The 20,036-nt window shown below is 35.0% G+C and carries 19 protein-coding genes and 1 pseudogene; all 20 read left to right on the plus strand.

The genetic code is table 11. From position 1 onward, the window contains the following. Positions 1–2: 2 nt before the first annotated feature. The 20 genes and pseudogenes from ACFHWD_RS16895 (at position 3) to ACFHWD_RS16990 (ending at position 19,750) form a co-directional block, all read left to right on the plus strand. Positions 3–170, plus strand: coding sequence for a hypothetical protein (locus tag ACFHWD_RS16895; RefSeq protein WP_378062759.1), 168 nt, complete (start codon positions 3–5; stop codon positions 168–170). Then, positions 170–1,009, plus strand: coding sequence for a major tail protein (locus ACFHWD_RS16900; RefSeq protein WP_378062760.1), 840 nt, complete (start codon positions 170–172; stop codon positions 1,007–1,009). Before ACFHWD_RS16895 ends, ACFHWD_RS16900 begins: the two co-directional genes overlap by 1 nt. 11 nt (positions 1,010–1,020) lie before the next feature. Then, positions 1,021–1,380: a hypothetical protein gene (locus ACFHWD_RS16905; RefSeq protein ID WP_378062761.1), complete on the plus strand. Its 360-nt coding sequence runs from the start codon at positions 1,021–1,023 to the stop codon at positions 1,378–1,380. Beyond that, the gene (locus tag ACFHWD_RS16910) at positions 1,337–1,588 is read left to right on the plus strand and encodes a hypothetical protein (RefSeq protein ID WP_378062762.1); all 252 of its coding nucleotides are present in this window, start codon (positions 1,337–1,339) and stop codon (positions 1,586–1,588) included. Before ACFHWD_RS16905 ends, ACFHWD_RS16910 begins: the two co-directional genes overlap by 44 nt. A 13-nt stretch (positions 1,589–1,601) precedes the next feature. Further along, positions 1,602–5,858, plus strand: coding sequence for a phage tail tape measure protein (locus ACFHWD_RS16915; protein WP_378062763.1), 4,257 nt, complete (start codon positions 1,602–1,604; stop codon positions 5,856–5,858). Position 5,859: 1 nt separating this feature from the next. Further along, positions 5,860–6,564 carry a distal tail protein Dit gene (locus ACFHWD_RS16920; RefSeq protein ID WP_378062764.1) on the plus strand — a complete coding sequence of 235 codons (705 nt, stop codon included), beginning with the start codon at positions 5,860–5,862 and terminating at the stop codon, positions 6,562–6,564. Next, positions 6,564–8,165: a phage tail protein gene (locus tag ACFHWD_RS16925; protein ID WP_378062765.1), complete on the plus strand. Its 1,602-nt coding sequence runs from the start codon at positions 6,564–6,566 to the stop codon at positions 8,163–8,165. Before ACFHWD_RS16920 ends, ACFHWD_RS16925 begins: the two co-directional genes overlap by 1 nt. Beyond that, positions 8,165–8,878: a hypothetical protein gene (locus ACFHWD_RS16930; RefSeq protein ID WP_378062766.1), complete on the plus strand. Its 714-nt coding sequence runs from the start codon at positions 8,165–8,167 to the stop codon at positions 8,876–8,878. The genes ACFHWD_RS16925 and ACFHWD_RS16930 overlap by 1 nt, the downstream gene beginning before the upstream one ends. A 52-nt stretch (positions 8,879–8,930) precedes the next feature. After that, positions 8,931–9,614, plus strand: a complete 684-nt coding sequence (locus ACFHWD_RS16935) for a hypothetical protein (RefSeq protein WP_378062767.1) — start codon at positions 8,931–8,933, stop codon at positions 9,612–9,614. 11 nt (positions 9,615–9,625) lie between these two features. Continuing rightward, positions 9,626–11,152: a hypothetical protein gene (locus ACFHWD_RS16940; RefSeq protein ID WP_378062768.1), complete on the plus strand. Its 1,527-nt coding sequence runs from the start codon at positions 9,626–9,628 to the stop codon at positions 11,150–11,152. An 81-nt stretch (positions 11,153–11,233) separates the two neighbouring features. Continuing rightward, complete coding sequence (locus tag ACFHWD_RS16945) at positions 11,234–11,878, plus strand: acyltransferase (RefSeq protein ID WP_378062769.1); 645 nt, start codon at positions 11,234–11,236, stop codon at positions 11,876–11,878. Between the two features lie 53 nt (positions 11,879–11,931). After that, a pseudogene (locus ACFHWD_RS16950) lies at positions 11,932–12,886 on the plus strand (DDE-type integrase/transposase/recombinase). Between the two features lie 135 nt (positions 12,887–13,021). Beyond that, positions 13,022–13,408 (plus strand): holin family protein, encoded by a 387-nt coding sequence (locus ACFHWD_RS16955; RefSeq protein ID WP_378062770.1) that lies wholly within the window; start codon positions 13,022–13,024, stop codon positions 13,406–13,408. 17 nt (positions 13,409–13,425) lie between these two features. Further along, complete coding sequence (locus tag ACFHWD_RS16960) at positions 13,426–14,190, plus strand: N-acetylmuramoyl-L-alanine amidase (RefSeq protein ID WP_378062771.1); 765 nt, start codon at positions 13,426–13,428, stop codon at positions 14,188–14,190. A gap of 27 nt (positions 14,191–14,217) precedes the next feature. After that, entirely contained in the window at positions 14,218–14,658 is a 441-nt protein-coding gene (locus ACFHWD_RS16965) for a hypothetical protein (protein ID WP_378062772.1), read from the plus strand. A 43-nt stretch (positions 14,659–14,701) separates the two neighbouring features. After that, positions 14,702–15,583, plus strand: a complete 882-nt coding sequence (locus tag ACFHWD_RS16970; RefSeq protein ID WP_378062773.1) for a hypothetical protein — start codon at positions 14,702–14,704, stop codon at positions 15,581–15,583. Positions 15,584–16,394: 811 nt separating this feature from the next. Next, a complete protein-coding gene (locus tag ACFHWD_RS16975) occupies positions 16,395–16,781 on the plus strand; it encodes a hypothetical protein (protein ID WP_150358921.1) in 387 nt (128 codons plus the stop codon). Positions 16,782–16,942: 161 nt separating this feature from the next. Beyond that, positions 16,943–17,401 carry a hypothetical protein gene (locus tag ACFHWD_RS16980; RefSeq protein ID WP_150358920.1) on the plus strand — a complete coding sequence of 153 codons (459 nt, stop codon included), beginning with the start codon at positions 16,943–16,945 and terminating at the stop codon, positions 17,399–17,401. A 140-nt stretch (positions 17,402–17,541) separates the two neighbouring features. Further along, complete coding sequence (gene lgt, locus ACFHWD_RS16985; protein WP_150358919.1) at positions 17,542–18,312, plus strand: prolipoprotein diacylglyceryl transferase; 771 nt, start codon at positions 17,542–17,544, stop codon at positions 18,310–18,312. 319 nt (positions 18,313–18,631) lie between these two features. After that, entirely contained in the window at positions 18,632–19,750 is a 1,119-nt protein-coding gene (locus tag ACFHWD_RS16990) for a PocR ligand-binding domain-containing protein (protein WP_378062774.1), read from the plus strand. The last annotated feature ends 286 nt before the right edge of the window (positions 19,751–20,036 follow it).

Below are 20,036 nucleotides of genomic sequence, written 5' to 3' on the forward strand. Positions count from 1 at the left end.
AAATGGCAGAGAGCTTGTCTGTAAAAGTTTCTTTGAAAGATACAGATATTTTCAAGGAGTTTGTAAAAATAGTGCTAGATGTCTTAGAAGATGGAAGGGTTCCGGTTGATGTAAAACACAAAATTAGAGACAGAGTAAAAGAATTAACTAACAAGGAGGATGAGAAATAATGAGCGAGAACAAGGTGACTTTCGGATTGAAAAATACACACTATGCAGTTATAACCGGCAAAGATGAACAAGGTAATCCCATTTATGGAGTGCCTAAGCCCTACCCTGGTGCTGTGAGCCTATCCCCAGACGCAGAAGGAGACCAGAACGTATTTTATGCAGATGATATAGCCTATTATGTTGTTGATAGTAACAACGGCTATAGCGGAGACTTTGAAGCTGCTGACGTACCGGACGATTTTAAGATAGATGTTCTTGGATATATAAGGGATAGTAATGGAATGTTAGTAGAAGTTGCAGATGCACAAAGGAAGAGCTTTGCCCTTATGGGAGAAATAAGCGGAGATGTTAAACAGAGAAAATTTATTTATTATAATGTCACTTCTGGCAGGCCTACAGGTGATCTAAATAGTAAAAGCGATAGTACTGAACCAGATACCAAGACTGTAGCTTTAACAATGACACCTATTGAAATTAGTGGTAAGCAAGTAGTAAAAGGTAAAATCGAGTTGAATGATACAAATGCAGAGAAATTTAATAATTTCTTTGATGCGGTTCTGCTTCCTGATTTTGTAACTGTTCCAGTCACCGAAATAACTTTAAATAAAGCAGAAACTTCCCTTGCCGTAGGTGCAGATGAAACATTAGTCGCAACGATAACGCCTGAAAATGCAACAGATAAACAAGTTACCTGGGTATCTTCTGACCCTACAAAGGCCACTGTAGATAGTGCTGGAAAAGTAACAGGGATTGCAGCAGGAACAGCAACTATAGTAGCTACTGCACACGGTGATAGCAGCAAAATAGCAGCTTGTACAGTAACAGTCACAACACCTTAGGAGGTATTTAAATGAGAGAAATAAAGCTAGGCGATAAAGAGGTAAAAATAAGGGCCACACCGTTGGCTCTTTTGTTTTATAAACAGGAATTTAAATCCGATCTAATTGGTTCTATAGTGGCACTTGAAAAGGTCAAGGATGATATTTCTAAAATAGATTTACTTAGTGTATTGCAAATGACATGGGCTATGGCAAAGGCCGAACAATTTAATGATAAAAAATCTTTTCCGTCTTTTGAAGCATGGTTATCTGGATTTGAAAATGTAGATTTTACTGACCAGAATTTTCTTGTGGCTGTAATGGAGGAAGCCACAGACGGGTTTTTTCATGGAGCCAGAGCAAAATTCCCAAAATCCGCAAAGTCAAAATGATGATGAACCTTTAGATGAAGATATTGAATTTGTAATTATGGCCATGGCAAAGAGAGAACACTTGAGTTTGGAGGAATTGAATTTATTTAGAGTTAAGGACTTTTTTAAGTTCTCCAAAAAATATGGAGATACTTTTGATACCAAGAAAAACAAAAAGAACGCTAGAAGAAGGGCAACACAAGCTGATATAGATAAGTTTTATGGCTAGGAGGTGAGAATATATGGCTGAGACAATACGAGGAATTAACGTCGTTATAGGAGCCGAGACTACAGGGCTAGGAAAGGCTTTAAGCGATGTAGATAAGCAGAGCAGATCAATCCAAAGTGAATTAAAGCAGGTTAATAGGGCTCTAAAATTTGATCCTTCTAGTACAACTTTACTTGCGCAAAAACAAGAACTTTTAAGTAAATCTATTGAAACCACCAGGCAGAAGTTAAATCAGTTAAAAAGTGTTGAGGAACAGGTTAATCAACAGTTTGCCAGTGGCAAAATATCTGAGGGCCAATATAGGGCTTTCCAACGTGAGATAGATATAACACAAAGCAAGCTGAAAAACTTAGAAAGCCAACTAAAAAGTACAGGCCCAGAGCTTCAATCCTTCGGAGAAAAAGCTAATGCAGCGAGTCAGAAGTTGACTGGCATTGGTAAGACTGCTGGAGATTTAGGGAAGACTATGACCCTGGGGCTTACAGTTCCAATTGCAGGAGCAGCGGCTGCGGCGGTAAAAGTAGGAAATGATTTTGAAACTTCTATGAGCCAGGCAGCAGGAGCGCTTAACAAGCCTATGGCACAAATGGGTGGTTTGAGAGACTTGGCGCTCAAGACTGGACAAGACACTCAATTTTCTGCAACACAAGCAGGAAATGCTATAACCGAGCTTGCCAAAGGCGGTCTTACAGAGGCACAAATTAAAGGTGGAGCACTTAAAGCTACAATGGATTTGGCGGCGTCTTCCGGTATGGAATTAGGTGTATCTGCCAATACCGTTGTACAGGCAATGGGGGCTTTTGGTCTTTCTGCAACTCAATCAACTCAAGCTGTTAATGCTTTGGCTGGAGCGGCAGCGGCATCCAGTACAGATGTTGAGCCTCTTACAGAAGGGTTAGCGCAGTGCGCGGCGCAAGCACATTTAGTAGGGTGGAGTATACAAGATACTACCGCGGTTTTAGGTGAGTTCGCGGATGCGGGAGTTGTTGGCAGTGATGCAGGTACTTCTTTGAAAACCATGTTACAGAGGTTAGGAGCACCAACAGATACTGCCGCGGCTAAGATGGCAGAGCTAGGCATAAATGTTTGGGATGGTAGCGGACATATGAAAAATGCGGCAGGCATTGCCCAAGAATTACAGTCAAAAATGAGTGGACTTTCCGACGCGCAGAAACAGGCTGCTATGAATACAATTTTTGGGAGTGATGCTACAAGAGCTGCAAGCATTTTGATGAACAATGGTGCTAAAGGTTTATCAAAATATACAAAAGCGACTAATGATCAGAGTTCAGCCTCCCGATTGGCAGCAAGCCAGATGGGGGATACAAGTAAAGCTATTGAGCAAATGTTTGGTGCCCTGGAAACAGCGGCTATAAAAGTACAAGAAGCTTTAGCCCCCGCGATAACAGCTATTGCTAATTTTGTTGGTAATTTAGCCACAGCATTTAGTAATTTGTCTCCAGTAGCTCAAACAGTTATTTTAGTGATAGCAGGAATTACAGCGGCGTTAGGGCCACTACTTTTAATTTTGGGCGGGGCTTTTACCATTATAGGTACAGTTGCAGGGGCTATAGGAGTTATTACCACAGGGGCAGCGGCGGCTACACCGGCTATTGCGGGATTAGTGGCAGTTATAAAAGGAATAGGATTAGTATTCACGGCAATAACAAGTCCCATAGGAATTGCTGTAATGGCTATAGCTGCTGCAGCGATATTGATAAAAACTTACTGGACTCCTATAACAACATTCTTCTCCGGACTTTGGGAAGGAATAAAACAGGTGTTTAGTTCATTCTGGACATGGCTGCAGAGTTTTTTTGCTCAGTGGGGTACTGTTATATTAGCTATTATTGCCCCTTTTATTGGAATACCTTTATTGATATATCAAAACTGGAGTACTATAACGGCAACCCTATCCGCTGTATGGACCAGCATTTCAACCACTGCAATGACCATATTTACAAGTATTGCAACCTTCTTTTCTACTATATGGACTACAATACAAACGGTATTTAGTACAGCAATAGCGGCTATATCAAGTTTCATAACTACTAATTTTAGTGGGGCCATAACAGGAATACAAACAATATTTTCAGGATTGGCTTCATTTTTTACTGGAATATGGGAAATTATTAAAAATGTATTTTTAGGAGCAATATTATTAATATTGGACTTAGTAACGGGTAATTTTACTCAGCTAAGTGCAGATGCGCAAATGATATGGAGCAATTTACAATCAGCCTTTTCCGCTATATGGGATGGTATAAAAACCATATTCAGTGGAGCCGTACAAGTAATAGCCTCTGTATTAAGTGTTGCATGGAGTGGAATGGCCTCTATCATTACCTCTATCTGGACTGGTGTACAAAGCTTTTTAAGTGGATTATGGAATGGACTTATTTCTATAGCGAGTGCGGCTTGGGAGGGTATGAAATCAGCTATTTCTTCTATAGTTAGTGGAACCATTTCTACAATACAAAGTATATGGAATGGAATTTTGAACTTCTTTAGAAGTCTGCCCGGCACTCTTGCAAGTTTGGGTAGCACAATGTTTAATGCTATGAAAAATGCCATAAGTTCTGCCCTATCAACGCTAGGTGGAATAGTACGCAGTGGCTTTAGTTCTGCTATAAGCTATATAAAAAGTTTGCCGGCTTCCTTCCTACAGTGGGGCAAGGATATGATACAAGGGCTTATTAACGGTATAAAGTCTATGTTTGGGGCTGTAGGAGATGCTGTAACCTGGGTCGCGGATAAGATAAGAAGTTTGCTCCACCATTCAACACCGGATGAGGGTCCACTTAAAGATGACGATACCTGGTTTCCCGATATGATGAAAAACTTTGCGGATGGCATAAATAATAATTCTAATAAAGTTATTTCTGCTATGGATAATATCGTGAATGGTATAGCCAATAAGGTAAGCGTAATAAAAGATACCTTTGAAGGTATGGTAACCAATGTAAATTCATGGCTTAGTGATTTCTCCGAGGCTTTAAAAGATGGATTGAATGATGCTTCTTTTTATATAAATAACAGTGCAATAAAATTAGGAACAACATTAGCAGATGCGATTATGCCAGAAAGGACAGCAAGAACAAAATATTTTGAAGATTATAGTAATGGTGTTATAACAGCAGACAGAGCAGTTACCGAACTTGATGGTTCAATCAGCCAGCTTCAAACCTCTACTGGAGATTATAAGACTGATCTAAGAAATTTATTAGGAGTTATGACAGACCAATCTACAGAAATTAATATCTTAACTAGCGAGTATAATAAATTGGTTGCTCAATACGGTGCTAATTCCGACCAGGCTATTGAGGCGTTGAAAAAAGTACAAGATTTAAGAGATGCATATCAAAAAACTGGAAAAGATATACAGGATTTAACAGACAAATTTAAAGATACCCAGATTGATGATATCAACGAAGTTAACGATAAGGTTAAAGACGCTCTAAAACAGAGATATGAAGATGAAAAAGATGCAGCAGAAAAGCAGGTCAAACTTGCCACAGATACCCAAACTAAAATACTTCAGGCGAAAATAGACGCTATAAGTGACCAGGAAAGTTCTCTTGATAACCAATATCAGGATGAAGACGACGCAGACAAAGAGGCAGAACTAAGAAGACAATTATCTATGCACTGGGGGGCTGAAAAAAGGCAGGAACTCCAGGATGAGCTTGATGATCTAATAAAGACCAGAGATAGGAGACACCAGAAGGAGCAGCTTGACCAGCAGAAACAAAGCCTGCAAGACCAGATTGATGCTATAAAGGACCAGCAGGATCAGACGTTATCTTCTCTGGATAGTTTTTATGACCAGAAGTTGTCCGACGCGAATTTAGAAGCAGAGGCAGAAAAAACTCTCATGAACAGCAGTCAGCAGGAACTTGTATCTCTGCTACACAATTATGGTGAAGATTATAAGTTGGCTGGGCAGGATTTGGGTACAAGGTTGGTGGAAGGATTTCAAGGACCTTTGACACAGCTGCAAGCCATGTTTGATAATCTTAAGGCTGCTATCTCTGAGGTACAAAATTTTGGAATTGTTCCGACATCCGCAGGGTTACAAAGTGCAGCAGGTTCTTTGAATCTAGCGGCTGCTGCTACTTCTGGAGTACAGAGTATTAATCTGGAAGCCTCACAACCTGCAACCATAGTAACTAATACTTATCTGGATAGTAAACAAGTGGCTAAAACTATAACTCCTTATGTGAGTAAAATACAGGGCAAGAACTTAGTTTTAGATAGGAGGGGGATTTAGTATGTATGGTATAACTTTTAACGGAAGACACAGCTTGAAAGATATGGGTCTCTATGCAGAAGATAAAGTTATAAATGCCCCTTCTAAAAAGAAAATAATGGATAGTGTACCTTTTATGCATGGGCAATATGATTTTTCTACAGTAGGAAGTAATGGAGAGCAGGTATATGATACTAGAACAGTAACGGTTACCCTTAGGATAATAGCCTACAATGTTGAGGAACTGCACATAATATATAGGCAGGCCTTAGAGTGGCTTATGGATTCCGGCAAACAAAAATTGCAACTTGATTTTATGCCGGAATTTTATTTTATGGCCGAAGTGCAGGATGCTCCGGACTGGGATAAATTTCTTAGATATGGACTACTAAGTGTAGATTTTGTATGCGACCCATTTAAATATAGCACAAGTTATATGGGGGATGATATTTGGGATACATTCTGCTTTTTAACTGATTATACACAATACACGAATGAATTTACTATAGACGAAGAAACAACCGTAGTTATGTATAACAATGGAAGAATGATAACACCGGTAATAAATTGTAGCGCTGCCATGACTTTAACCTATGGTGGTAAAACCTATAATTTAGTTGCAGGAGATAATAAACCCTGGGGATTAAAGTTACAAAATGGTAAGAATGAATTAGCGTTTTCCAGTAATGGAACAGTAAAGATTTTATTTAGATGGGAGGCTTTGTGATGTATAAGATTTCTGTAATGAATGGTGATGTAGAAACTATAATACATTATCCTGACCCCGAAGCCCCTAAAGCTGTAGAACCCAAAATAAATCTCAAAAGGAGTCAGGCCGGAAGTTTGAATTTTACAATATACCCTAACAATCCCGGTTATAACCTTATAAACAGATTCACAACAAAAGTAAGGGTTATGGATGTAAGGACCAATAAGGATATATTTAATGGTCGAGTTTTTACTTTTGCTAAAGGCATGAGTGATGGTGGGATCGTAACTAAAGAGGTTGTGTGTGAAGGTGCTATGAACTATCTAAATGATACCAGGGTAGGCAGTGAGATATATGAGGATAAAACGCCGGAGGAAGTTATAACAGAATTTTTAAATGCGCATAACAATTCCGGAATTGAGGATTATAAAAAAGTCTATCCTGGCGCTATAGATGTTGAGGATTGGCTTTTTTTTACTAGCGATTTTGAAACGACATTAGAGGCCATACAGAAATATGTGATCAATGAAAATAAAGGGGTATTGCAGTTTAGAACAGAAAATGGAGTTAATTATTTAGATTATTTAAGTACTCCACCACAAGATAAAATTGTAAATGTAAATTTGGGAGAAAATTTAAAAAGTTTAAGTGTAGATGATAGTTCTGTTTTTGGCACCAGGATTATTCCTGTGGGAGCAAATGGATTAACTATAGAAAACGTAAATGATGGTAAAAATTATTTAGAAGATCCAATAGCAAGGTCTAAATATGGAGTTATATATCAAAAGGCTGGTTACAGCGATATAGAGGATGATGAACAGTTAAAAACAGAGTGCCAAGCAGACCTAAGCCAATATACACAACCTACTGGAAGTCTTGAAATGTCTGCATTGGATTTAAGTACTCTTACGGGTATTCCTGCTGATAGCATAGACATTACAACGTCTGTGCATATTGTATGCCCTCTGCTCGGTGTTGATGATGTATACAAGGTGGCCGAAATGGAAGTGGATTTATCCCAACCTTGGAATCCAAGTCTTACCCTTTCTAACAAACCAGAGAGGTTAGAGAGCAGTATAAATGATATGCAGTCAAGTAATGTAACTAGGACTGGTGTATATGGTGGTGTGCAGCTAGGTTATAAATATGGACTAAGGGTTGTGTCTAAGGATAAGAATGTAGAGATACTAGCAAATGGCAAAGAAGGTATAAGCATAAACAACGCCAACAAAAAAGTATTCGGAGTAGATGAAGATGGAAATATAGTTGCCAATGATGCCACCCTAAATGATGTTACGGCAAATAGAGGAATCTACAAGAATATAACTACAGAAAATATGATTGCAGAAGAAATGAAAACTTCTAATACAAGCACTTACATGATATTGCATGATCAATATGTAGATTTTTACCAAGACGGGGATTTGCAAATGACAGTGGGTTTTATAAATTTCTTTGGGATACCAATGCCATGTGTGTATGGGTATGAGTCTTTAGGGATTGGTACAGACGGAATATTGCATTTAGAAGGTAGTAGTATAAGAGCAAACAATGAAGAGATTGCAACCCAGGAATGGGTAGAAGATTATGTGGCAAGCCATACAGGAGGTGGTGCATAATGCCGGTTGATGTAAGTAAAGAAACGGCCTTTATAAGGCAGGCCATAAAAGGTAGAGATGTAAGAGAGTCTCTTGCTGGAGGAATTGAAAAAATAGCTGGAGATGTGAACCAATTTGAAACAAATATAAATAATAGTCAAAATACAGTTGAGCAGGATTTTTCTGAAATACAACAAGAATTTTCTGAAATGCAACAGAGTGAGGCTGTTAGACAAGAAAATGAAAATACCCGACAAACCAATGAATCTACTAGGCAAACCAATGAAAGCGCAAGAGAAAATGCGGAAGCTGAAAGGGCAACAAATGAGGGTACTAGGCAATTCAATGAAAATACCCGACAGGCTAACGAATCTACGAGGATTGAAGCCGAGAATAATAGGGTATCCGGTTACCTGGCTATGATCAATACTTCACAGATGATACTAAAAAGTCCCGTAGCTACCTATGATGATATAGCCACAACCTACCCTACACCACAAAAATTCTGGACTGTTAGGGTATTGGATACGGGAAAGCTATATAGGTATGATGGTGCTGAATGGGTATGGATTGATACTTTAAATACTACTGTTTATGACGCCTTAGTTGCTCAACTGGATACTGCATTAAGGCAACAGATGTTCCCTAATGTTATAGATTTAAACGGTCTAACTATAGGGGATTTTATATTGCCACATAATCCAGTTTTATTAGGTAATGTTACATTAGCATAAAGGAGGAATTAACATGAGTAAAACAAACTATGCAATTGGTGAGCAAGTTAGTTTGCCTGAAGTATTGAACAGAAAATTAGAATCTCCTGTTTTACAAGCGGAAATGGGGCTTGACGCACAAGCTTCGCAGAGCGGCCAAGCGGTGAGATATGAAGAATTTTCTGTGAAGCATAATAATGATGGAAGTTTTAAGGGTATTGACCAGGGAGACATGAAATTAACAGCCCCAGCTACAGTAACCCAAAAACCTATTAGATGGGATGAATTTAATCTGAAGCACGAAAACAATGGTAACTTTAAAGCTGGAATAATCCAAGATATAGATATAAATGATAACGCAGGAATAAAAGCCAGTAAATTAGCTATCCATAATAACTATAAAAAAAGTGTAACAGCCAATCCTTCTGCAACTGCTGATACGAATGGTACCACAGTTAGTTTAACACCACCCACAGGATATACATCGATTAATCCTATGGGGATAGATGTAGTATTTGGAGGTACTTTTGGAACTGAGACGATAACAGCCACTATAAAAATAACCTTTGGAGATCTAACTACCGCTACATTAGAAAAGACGGCCATAGCAGTAGGAACAACTTCTCTAAGTAATGCAGATTTGATGCAGTTAATTAAAGATGGTACTTATATAAAACAAATAGATGTATATTCCAAATCCAGTATAGCTAGTAGTGCTGTGGCAGTTACATTTAACCACTTTGGATTTTATTTATAGGAGATGATAATATGAGCAGAAATGATATTGTCAAAACAGACGGGTCAATAAATTATAATTATTTAGGAGATAGTATAGACGGACTTAGTTCGCAAATGGCGGATAATATGAATGATTTACTACAGCGTAGAATAAATCTAATGAGTTATGGTGTAAAATCATTAGATATTGACGCAAATTTTGATTGTTCGAATATTTTGCAACAAGCTATAAATGATTGTAGTAAAGTTTCAGACGACTTATACCATACAACAGACGGAGGTGGTGAAGTATTTCTTCCCGCTGGAAAATATATGTTACACGGGGTAATTTTGCACTCAAAAGTAAAATTAAGAGGTGTAAGAGGTGCTACGTGGATTATACCTAACCCTGCATATGATGATTACGCCTTAAAAACAAATTTATATAACGATACATCAAGACATGAAGCCATTTCTATTGAAGATATTGGATTTACAAGTAGTCCAAGTTCACCAATAACTGCGACGTATACAAGTGGGCAAGTTGGTAGCGGTATTTATTTAGGCTCTGGAAATGGAGCAACTTCTTTAAGAAATATAACTATTTTTGGATTAGATAAAGGAATAAAATTACAAAATGAATTTGATACTGAACTAGACGGAATTGAAATATTAAAATGCAATAGAAATTTAATTATGACTACCTCTACAGCAGAGGTAACAAACGCAGTCGATTTATATAAGCTACGAACCGAATTAGGAGTTACTTCAAACCTTGAAATTTATGATGAAAATCCAAATGTAAAAATGCAAGTTAGAAGTATTCAATTTAATGGCGGTAAATTTGAACAAGGTAAAATTTTTGTTAAAGGTGCAAGAGATATTAAATTTAATAATGCCAATTTTGTATGGAGCAGTACTGACTACATGATACAAATAAATGCTACACCCACAGAGGTAACATTAAATCCAGATGTTACCTCTCAGACTGATATGATTAATTTTAATAATTGCTCTTTCCAAAATCCATTCTCAACTGGTGGAAAATTTATAGATAATAGAACATCAACATTTCCAGTTTTACTTATATGTTGTTCATATGTGAATTTAGATACAGATGCTTTTATAGGGAATATTCTTGTAATAGGTGGTACTATTATTAGTGCTAATAAAAAATCATTTACTGTTCCTTATATGACAGGAGTTGTAAAAACAAATGGTTCAGATCCAACAGTTGCAATAAGAGCAAATGGATATATAACAGATAATGTTTTTAACATTCTATATAATACTGATGATTTGGTCAAAGATACCACATTTAAACTAAACAAAACTTATATAAATACAGGTGGTAGAAGCTTAGTATTAAATTTAATGATGCGCTTTAATGCAACAAGTTATAGCACAGCCTACGAATTAATTTTAAATGGAAATTCTATGGGAATTTTAAATGGAGCAGTTACAGGGACTACACAAGATAAACAATTTTCTTTTATTATTCCACCTGGAAATACATTTAAATTTCTTGGTGATACTTCAACGGAAACGGTTATTGCATCAAATGTTTATTATATCTAAATTGCAATAGTTTTTTTGAAGGAAATCTTGTAGTTATGTCGAATACTATAAATATTACAATTTTATAGGAGATGGATTTCCGTGAAAATAATGAGAAGATTTATTTTGCTAATTATTATTTTTGCACCTAATGTATTTAAAATTTTTATTTATAAAAAGGTTTTTAAGTGGGAAATAGGTAAAAATGTGCATATCGGTTTGTCTTATGTAGATGCTAAAAAGGTATTAATTAAAAATGGGACTCAAATAGGTAATTTAAATGTTTTAAAGGATTTAAAGTATTTAGAACTAGGCAAAAATAATAAGATAGGTAATCTTAACAGAATAGTTGGTAGTAATTATAAGGGATGGGCAAATACTTTTATTTGTGGTGATTATTGTGGAATTACAAGTAGACATATTTTAGATTCAGGTGGTGGTATTTATATTAATGATAGTGTAGTCATTGCAGGTGCGTATACACAAATTTGGTCACATGAAATATCTTTGCAAGATAATGAACTTATACCAAAACCCACTCATATCGGTACAAATATTTACATTGGTTCGTCTGCATTATTAGCACCTGGTGTTACAATACCATCAAACTCGATAATTGGATTAGGAACAGTAGTTCCTTCAAAATTTAAATGTGAAGAAGGTAGCCTAATAGTGGGGAACCCAGCATGTGTCAAGAACAGTAAAATAGTTGCTTTGTCCAAACTAAATAATGTAGTGATAAACTAAAGTTGTAACATGATAGTCTAATAAATTAAAATATTTATTAGGAGGAGACAAAAATGCAAAGAAACTACGAAGATGAATTCAAGAAAAAAATAATAAAACTTCATTTAGAAGAAGGAAGAACACTGAAGAGCATATCAAAAGAATATAAAGCTTTAAGGACAAGTATAGCACTATGGATAAAAAAATACCGCGAAGAATGCGAAATAAACCATGATACTGAACAGGAATACGATTCAATGCAGGAGATTAACAAGTTGCGAAACAACTTTAAGAAATCAAAAAGGAAAATGATTTCTTAAAAAAGCTGCGGCATTTTTGCGAAGGAAATCGATTAGTGGTTTATCGATTTATAAAGAAAAATAGTAAATATTTTGGATTAAGATGGCTTCTCTCAAAATTATAATATGCATCCTAATGCATATTATAATTTTTTAAAAGAAAGAAAATTAGATTATATCCATAAAAAACACAGAATATATAGTGAAATCAAAAAATATACCATGAAACTGAAGGCAGACCCGGTTATAGAACTATGAATTTTCTTTTAAAAAGAGAGGGAATTAAACTTAGTGATATAACTGCAGTATCATAGATATATATGACAGATCTGTGGTAGCAAGCTTAAATAGAAATAAAATGACAAGCGAACTTGCTATAAGAACACTGAAGAAGGCCCTTTCATCACAGCCAAAAATCAATGGAAAACTGTTCTTCCACAGTGATCAGGGTGCGCAATATACATAGAAGGAATTTGTAGAATTCTGCAGTTCAGCAAATATAAAGCAGAGTATGAGCAGAGCCGGGTGCCCATATGATAATGCACCTATGGAGCAATACTACAATACACTCAAAAATGAACTTATATATCATCACTATTACCATAATGACGAAGAATTAAATAAATCAATAAATAATTGGCCTATATATGGTTGTACCATATATAGGCCACATACATACAATAATGGATTAACTCCATTTAAGGCAAGATTTGGAATCTCAGCAAATTAGGCTGCTGTGTTACAAAAATACTTGACCATTGCATAATACGTAATAGAATAATTTTGCGAACTAAATAGACAGAGAGTTTTGGAGAAATCCAGAACTCTTTTTTATATTTAAAAGTATTTAAACAGGAGGCTAGACATGAATAGACACGTTTTTAATACTATGGTGGCGGGGGTAGGCAGCATGTTAACGTACTTTTTTGGTGGGTGGGATACATGTTTAAGGGTACTTGTAGGATTTATGTTTGTTGACTACGGCACAGGACTTTTAAATGCATGGATAGGAAACAAAGTAAACTCTAAAATCGGGTATAAAGGTATAGCAAAAAAGGCTTCAATTCTTGCAGTGCTTATTGTTGCAGTACTTTTAGACAGGCTTTTAAATAATGGAACATGGGTTTTCCGTACCCTCGTTTGCTACTTTTATATAGCAAATGAGGGTATTTCTATTTTAGAAAACTGCGGGAAGTGTGGACTTCCACTACCACAAAAATTAGTTAAAGCACTAGAGCAATTAAAAAAATAAGAAAGGAAATGATTTTTATGATAATAACTTATGATTTTGGGCATGGCACTGGCGGTGATCGTGGCGCTTCTGGATATCGAAATGAGGAGAAAGACTGCAGAGAATATGGCGCACTGGTAATACAAAAGTTACAGAAACTAGGACATATCTGCTATAACTGTACACCTTCAGCTAGTCCGCCACTTACACTTGGGCAAAGCCTCGCCTATAGAGTGAACAAAGCTAATTCAATAGGTTCTCAATTACATTTATGTTTTCATGTAAATGCTTTCCAGACAGATAAAGCCACAGGCTGTGAAGTAGAATATGTAAGTGCTGCAGGACAAACATATGCTTCTAAAGTATCAACGGAAATTGCAACAGCCTTGGGATTAACCAATAGGGGAGCAAAAAGTCAACCAGGGCTCTATGTTCTTAAATATACAAAAATGGCAGCCATTTTAGTGGAGCCTTTTTTCTGTGACAATAAAAATGACTGTAATAAATACAATGCAGAAAAGCTGGCAACGGCTATAGTTAAAGGCATTACAGGACAGACGATATCAAGCGGGGAACAAACTACATCTACAGCACAGGCAGTACCAAACTATGATACCAGTATTCCAACAGGGGCAAATATATTCCCGATACCAAACACACCATTCTACATTGAGAAAAGAACGGATGGTGATATGGGAATACATCTAGACAGGGGCAATTATCTTACTCTTAGAAAGGGTGGAGCACCTGTAGTAGTTTATAACAATAATAAAGGTCAAGGCGGCTCTAAAGTATTGTTTTAAATAAAAATTTTATGGAGGTAATATATTATGGAAAATGTAACAAGTATAATTACACAAGGTGTTTTAAGTATTGCAGGGGCGTTGGCCTCTTATTTTATTGCTATTGGAGTTGCCTATTTGAAAAAGAAAAGGGAGGCTTTAATCAATCAGCTAGGAGTAGACCAGTACAATAAAGACTATAAACTTGCACAGGATATATTCTATATAGTGGAACAGCAATTTAAATTTATACCAAATGCTGGGGAGCAAAAGAGAAAAGAATTTGATAAACTGCTAACAGAAAAGATACCTGGAATATCTCAGGAGGAGCTTGACCATTTTCGTGAAACTATCTGTGGCAAGATAAATGCAGAGGTAAAAGGTAGTGGTATATTGGCTCCTGCGTTTGCAGAGGGGAAAGATATTGCAGATGTGGCTACAGCACAAAGCACAACAGCTCCCGCATCTACTCAACCGGTACAGAAATAATTAAAACCCTACTGGGATTAAAACCTGGTAGGGTTTATTTTTTATGTCTAAATATGGACAAATTATGAATATATTGTTACAATTAAAGAAAAATGAAAGGGGCAATATAATGGGATTTTTAATGTTTATAGGCTTTATAGGAGTTGTAGTGGCAATAATATTTTTAATAAAAGGAGTTATAAAAAAGGACAAGTCAAAATCTAAAAGAAATTTGGTTATTCTAGCAGTATCATTTGTTGTTTTTATAGTGGGGGCATCTAACTTGCCCGATACAGGTAATACCACGAAGAATACAAACACAGCTAATACAGCTAATACTGATTCCAGTAGTACAGATACTGAAGAAACAGCAACCAAGGAAACTACTCCTGCACCAAAACCAGTGGAAGAATCTAAAAGAGTGGTGGCTGGTACCGCTACAGACTTAAGTACAGGAACTTTTACGGGTGGAAAAGATGTACAGGCAGGATTGTATGATGCTACGCCTGTTGAAGGGCAAGGCAATTTCACAGTGAACGGCAGCGACGGCAGTTTAAAAATAAATGAAATATTAGGAGCAGCAAATGGAATGGGGGTATCTAAAGTAAGGGTTGAAATTGCAGATGGTGATAAGATACAATTACAGGGTATAAACAAAGCTCATTTTGAGCCTGTAACAACTCCATTCGTAACAAAAGCACAGCAGTTATCTTTATATAGTGGCGTATGGAAAGCTGGTGAAGACATAGCTGTGGGAAGGTATAAAGCTGTACCTGCTAGTGGAAGCGGAAATTTTGTAGTATATGATAAGTCTGGTATGCCAAAAGTAAATGAAATTCTTGGTGGGTCAGCTGGAGGAGTAAACGAAGTGACTTTTGATGTAGAAGAAGGAGATATAGTTAATATTGCAGGAATGAGTCAAGCAAATATTACACCTGCTAATTAAAAATACTTTCTAAAACTTTCTATTGTTATTCTTTAACCAAGATAAGGAGCTAACCGAAAATTGTTAGCTCCTTACTATATTTTTATGCTATAATGGTAGAGAAATTTTAGTAACACATTAAAAGGTAAATAGTATGGCAAATTTATTTTTGCCATACTATTGCCATACTAATATGAAAAACCCTATATTTATATATTTTTATTTTTTAAACTGTATAAAACTAAAAAGCTAGATATACCAGTGTTTTACAAGGATTTATTTTTATATAATTTTACTTATGTTACCGTAAAATTTATAATACAGAACTCGGCTTACAGATTTACTTGCCGCCTGAAAACACTGAGCTTNGTGTTTTACAAGGATTTATTTTTATATAATTTTACTTATGTTACCGTAAAATTTATAATACAGAACTCGGCTTACAGATTTACTTGCCGCCTGAAAACACTGAGCTTTATGCTTGGTGTTTTTCATTTTGTTTACAAATAGTTTATCAATGTGACATTAGAATGTAACAAGTATAATATATACTTATAAATAAGTAGTTCTTAAGTATTGTCCTCTTTAAAAATAATTATAAGTGTAAATTAGTGCCTGTGGTTGCAGGGCACGATAAACTTAAATGCAACCGCAAATAGATCTCCTTTATTATTGTTATGTAAGCACCTGTTTTATAGGGTGCTTATTTTGCGTAGTAAAAAATGTGATATAATATAAAAACTCAATAGAATGTCCTTCAAAATATTTGCAAAAATCGTATATAAATATAAAACATACAATGTTATTGATTTACGAAGAGAGGAAATTAGTGATGGACAAAGACGAAAAAACTAAATATAGTGTATCTGAAATGATACAAAAATTGGAGAAAAATTCTGATTTATTATTTGTAGATAAAAGTGGAAATGCTTTTGGTGTAGGAGAGTACGGATATTTAGAAGTATCGGATATTCAGAGAATTAATATCAATGATAAGAGCTGGAAACTTGTTAAAAAAGTAATTAGCTTCAATGATGCACTTACTGAATTTAATGATCTCAATAGAGATATATATTGCAAATATGGTGGTTCATTAATGCATTATCATACCAATGATATTGATGAGTCACATTATTTGGTAAACGATAAGAATGATCCTATAAGTTCAGATGAAATATTAAATGGAACTTGGTATGTAGGTTATTCAAATAGAAGGTAAATTTTATAGAATAAGCATCCGTCATTTAGGGTGCTTATTTTGTATTTTGCATAGAGAGAAGAATGAATTAAATAGAGATTGCCAGGATATTATAGTATAAGGGTTTAATTCTACTGTATATCAAAATATTAGTAAAACTTAAGAGGAGGTGTAAAAGTGATATGGGATACAGTTATTCCAACTTAAAAAAGGATTTAATTTTAATATTTGTAATGGGTGCTTTATACATGGTGCTTGAAGGGCTATGGAGGGGCTGGACTCATATAAGTATGCTGGTAGTAGGAGGTTTAAGTGCTTTTTTAATAGGAAGACTTAATGAACGCCCTAAATTCTATGCCAGGAAAATGTGGCAGGAATGTGTTATAGGCACTTTTATAGTTCTTGTATTGGAATTTGTAAGCGGTATACTCCTTAACATATGGTTAAAACTTGATGTATGGAATTATTCAGGCAGCTGGGGCAATCTATATGGGCAGATATGCGTACCGTGTGCATTATTGTGGTTTACACTGATGCCGCTTTGTATATATGTAGATGACTATTTGAGATATAAGCTGTTTGAAGAGGAAAGGCCAGCAGGGTTATTAAAAAATTATAAAGATCTATTTACGGGTAATTAGAAGCATTTTATATATCGAGCATTTAAGATATTGCATATTGTGCTATAATAAGATAGAAATTCTAGCGAGGAGCTGGGATTATGTTTTAAAAAACAAATAGTATGGCAGATTTAAATTTTAGGAAAGGTTGTAATATACGTATGAATCCAATAGCTTTTTCCATTAATGGTTTTCAAATAAGATGGTATGGAATTATAATAGCATTAGGAATGCTGACGGCTATTTTGCTGGCCAATTCAAATTGCAAGTATAAAAAATATAATTTTGATGTTTTGATAGATGTATTTTTAGTATCTTTTCCTTTTGCCATAGTGGGTGCCAGGGCCTATTATGTTATTTTCCGATTTCCGTATTATAAGGATAATCTCATTGATATGATAAATATAAGGCAGGGTGGACTTGCAATTCATGGTGGGCTTATATTTGGTATACTGGCAGCCTATATATTCAGCAGATATAAAAAATTAAATTTTATAAAGATAATGGATTTTGTGGCCCCATCTATAGTACTTGCCCAGGCAATAGGCAGGTGGGGTAATTTTTTTAACAGTGAAGCCCATGGGGGTCCTGTTAGTTATGAATTTATAAGCAAGTTTCCACTTTTTATACAAAGGGGAATGTATATAGATGGTACATATTATCACCCTACATTTTTATATGAGTCCATTTGGGATTTATTTGTTTGTGTTGTTTTAATTTATATATTGAGAAAAAGGTATAGAAAGGGAGCTGTAATATCAGCTTATATTGGGCTATATTCTCTAGGAAGGTTTTTTATAGAAGGACTGAGGACAGACAGTTTGATGTGGGGAAATATAAGAGTTGCCCAGTTGGTTAGCCTGATGGGAATTATATTCGGAGTGATTTATTTTGTGTATATAAGAGTTGAAAAAAACAAGGGTATATCTTGATATAGGTTATAAAAAAAGGTTGAATAAGCCTTTTTTTTAGTTCGTAATGAATATCAAGGTGACATTATCACAAGTTAATAACAGTAATTATATATAGATTGTTTACTAGTATAAGTTAAATGTATTATAATTAATTATAGAATAGAAATAAACTATAAAGATTTCATATAGGATTAGAAAACTGATCAATCTCAACATTTCAATAAAAAATTTGATAACGTATCTAATAATTCTTATCTACTGAATGCTTAAAATTTAAGCTGACCAATAATTGTGTATTCACAATTAACTTATATTTTTTGTGAAGGGAGGAATTAATTTGAAAAGTAATTTTCCCAATTTAGACTATATAATTAATGTAAATAATTTTCAAAAGATTCAAGATGCTATATCAAAAGTGGTGGAGACGTCCCTACTGACTGTTGATTATAAAGGGACGCCTGTTACGAAGCATAGTAATTGTAGTGATTTGTGTAAAATCATAAGAACTAACTGTATTTACTCCAAATTGTGTGAAAAGTGTGATTCAAGAGGAGGGTTAGAAGCGGCCAGGCTGCAGCATCCTTATGTGTATATATGTCATATGGGACTATTGGTTTTTGCCATACCTGTAATTGTAGATGGTCAATATTTAGGGGCATTGGTGGGTGGTCAGATTTTAATTAAGGAGGATTGCCGAAAGAAAGATCTTGAACTGATATTTGAAGATAGATTCACAAAAGCAAAGTTGTTTGATAAAAAAGAAATTGAGGAAGCGTATAAAAAAATTCGAGTAGTTTCACTGGATAGGATTAAATCAGTTGCCAATATGATATTTCTTATCAGTAACTATATAGTAGAGGAAGCCCTATTAAAAATAAAATTAAACGAGATGAATGAAGAAATATTAATGACAAGCAGAAATAAAAATGTAGAAGAAGTTTTACTAAAAACAAAATTAAATGAAATGAGTCAAATAATATCAATGACAAGCAGAGATGAAAATATGAAAAATGTAAACATAACACAGGGAAAAGAACCTGATAAAGTATATAGTTTAATTGATACTATTAATAAGGGAATTTATAACAAGAGCTTTGAAATAAAAGAACAGAAGAACAATATAATTTTGAGGCCAGCTTTAGAATACATTCAAAATAACTATTGTCATAGCATTAGTCTAGATGAAATGGCATCTTTATGTAATATTAGTTCCAGCTATTTCAGCAAACTTTTTAAAAAAATGACCGGTGAGAATTTTTCCAACTATATAAGTAAATTGAGAATGAAAAAGGCAAAAGAGCTGCTTGAAACTTCTGATATTTCCATTAAAAATCTTTCTATAGATTTGGGCTTTGAAGATTGTGGATATTTTGTAAAAGTATTTAAAAAAATAGTGGGTGTTACACCCTCTTCGTACAGACTACAACATAAGTTTAAACACAATGAAGTACAATAAATAGATGCATTTAGTACAAAAAAATACAATTGCTGAAAAAAAAGTAAACGTTTTATTGCATCAAGATTACAGAATAATTCAATGAATATTGTCTGCCAATTTACTATAATTTAAATATAGACTAACTGATAAGTAAAGGGAATTTCTAATTTGTCAAGTTAATGAGACAGAGTATAAAGTCAGAGGCTTTATACCCATTTTTGTTTTAAAAGGAAAGTCATCGATGGCAGAAAAATTCATTAGGTGCAAATCCAAGGCTGTCAGGTTTTAAAAATGAGAAAGAATT

The organism is Clostridium sp. MT-14 (genome assembly GCF_042436595.1).
GTDB lineage: Bacteria > Bacillota > Clostridia > Clostridiales > Clostridiaceae > Clostridium_B > Clostridium_B aromativorans.

Coding starts and splice junctions, on each gene's coding strand:
- ACFHWD_RS16975 (WP_150358921.1), top strand. CDS start 16,395: ATGGACAAAGACGAAAAAACTAAATATAGTGTATCTGAAATGATACAA.
- ACFHWD_RS16940 (WP_378062768.1), top strand. CDS start 9,626: ATGAGCAGAAATGATATTGTCAAAACAGACGGGTCAATAAATTATAAT.
- ACFHWD_RS16980 (WP_150358920.1), top strand. CDS start 16,943: ATGGGATACAGTTATTCCAACTTAAAAAAGGATTTAATTTTAATATTT.
- ACFHWD_RS16910 (WP_378062762.1), top strand. CDS start 1,337: ATGGAGCCAGAGCAAAATTCCCAAAATCCGCAAAGTCAAAATGATGAT.
- ACFHWD_RS16965 (WP_378062772.1), top strand. CDS start 14,218: ATGGAAAATGTAACAAGTATAATTACACAAGGTGTTTTAAGTATTGCA.
- ACFHWD_RS16905 (WP_378062761.1), top strand. CDS start 1,021: ATGAGAGAAATAAAGCTAGGCGATAAAGAGGTAAAAATAAGGGCCACA.
- ACFHWD_RS16920 (WP_378062764.1), top strand. CDS start 5,860: ATGTATGGTATAACTTTTAACGGAAGACACAGCTTGAAAGATATGGGT.
- ACFHWD_RS16930 (WP_378062766.1), top strand. CDS start 8,165: ATGCCGGTTGATGTAAGTAAAGAAACGGCCTTTATAAGGCAGGCCATA.
- ACFHWD_RS16970 (WP_378062773.1), top strand. CDS start 14,702: ATGTCTAAATATGGACAAATTATGAATATATTGTTACAATTAAAGAAA.
- lgt (WP_150358919.1), top strand. CDS start 17,542: ATGAATCCAATAGCTTTTTCCATTAATGGTTTTCAAATAAGATGGTAT.
- ACFHWD_RS16900 (WP_378062760.1), top strand. CDS start 170: ATGAGCGAGAACAAGGTGACTTTCGGATTGAAAAATACACACTATGCA.
- ACFHWD_RS16895 (WP_378062759.1), top strand. CDS start 3: ATGGCAGAGAGCTTGTCTGTAAAAGTTTCTTTGAAAGATACAGATATT.
- ACFHWD_RS16955 (WP_378062770.1), top strand. CDS start 13,022: ATGAATAGACACGTTTTTAATACTATGGTGGCGGGGGTAGGCAGCATG.
- ACFHWD_RS16915 (WP_378062763.1), top strand. CDS start 1,602: ATGGCTGAGACAATACGAGGAATTAACGTCGTTATAGGAGCCGAGACT.
- ACFHWD_RS16925 (WP_378062765.1), top strand. CDS start 6,564: ATGTATAAGATTTCTGTAATGAATGGTGATGTAGAAACTATAATACAT.
- ACFHWD_RS16960 (WP_378062771.1), top strand. CDS start 13,426: ATGATAATAACTTATGATTTTGGGCATGGCACTGGCGGTGATCGTGGC.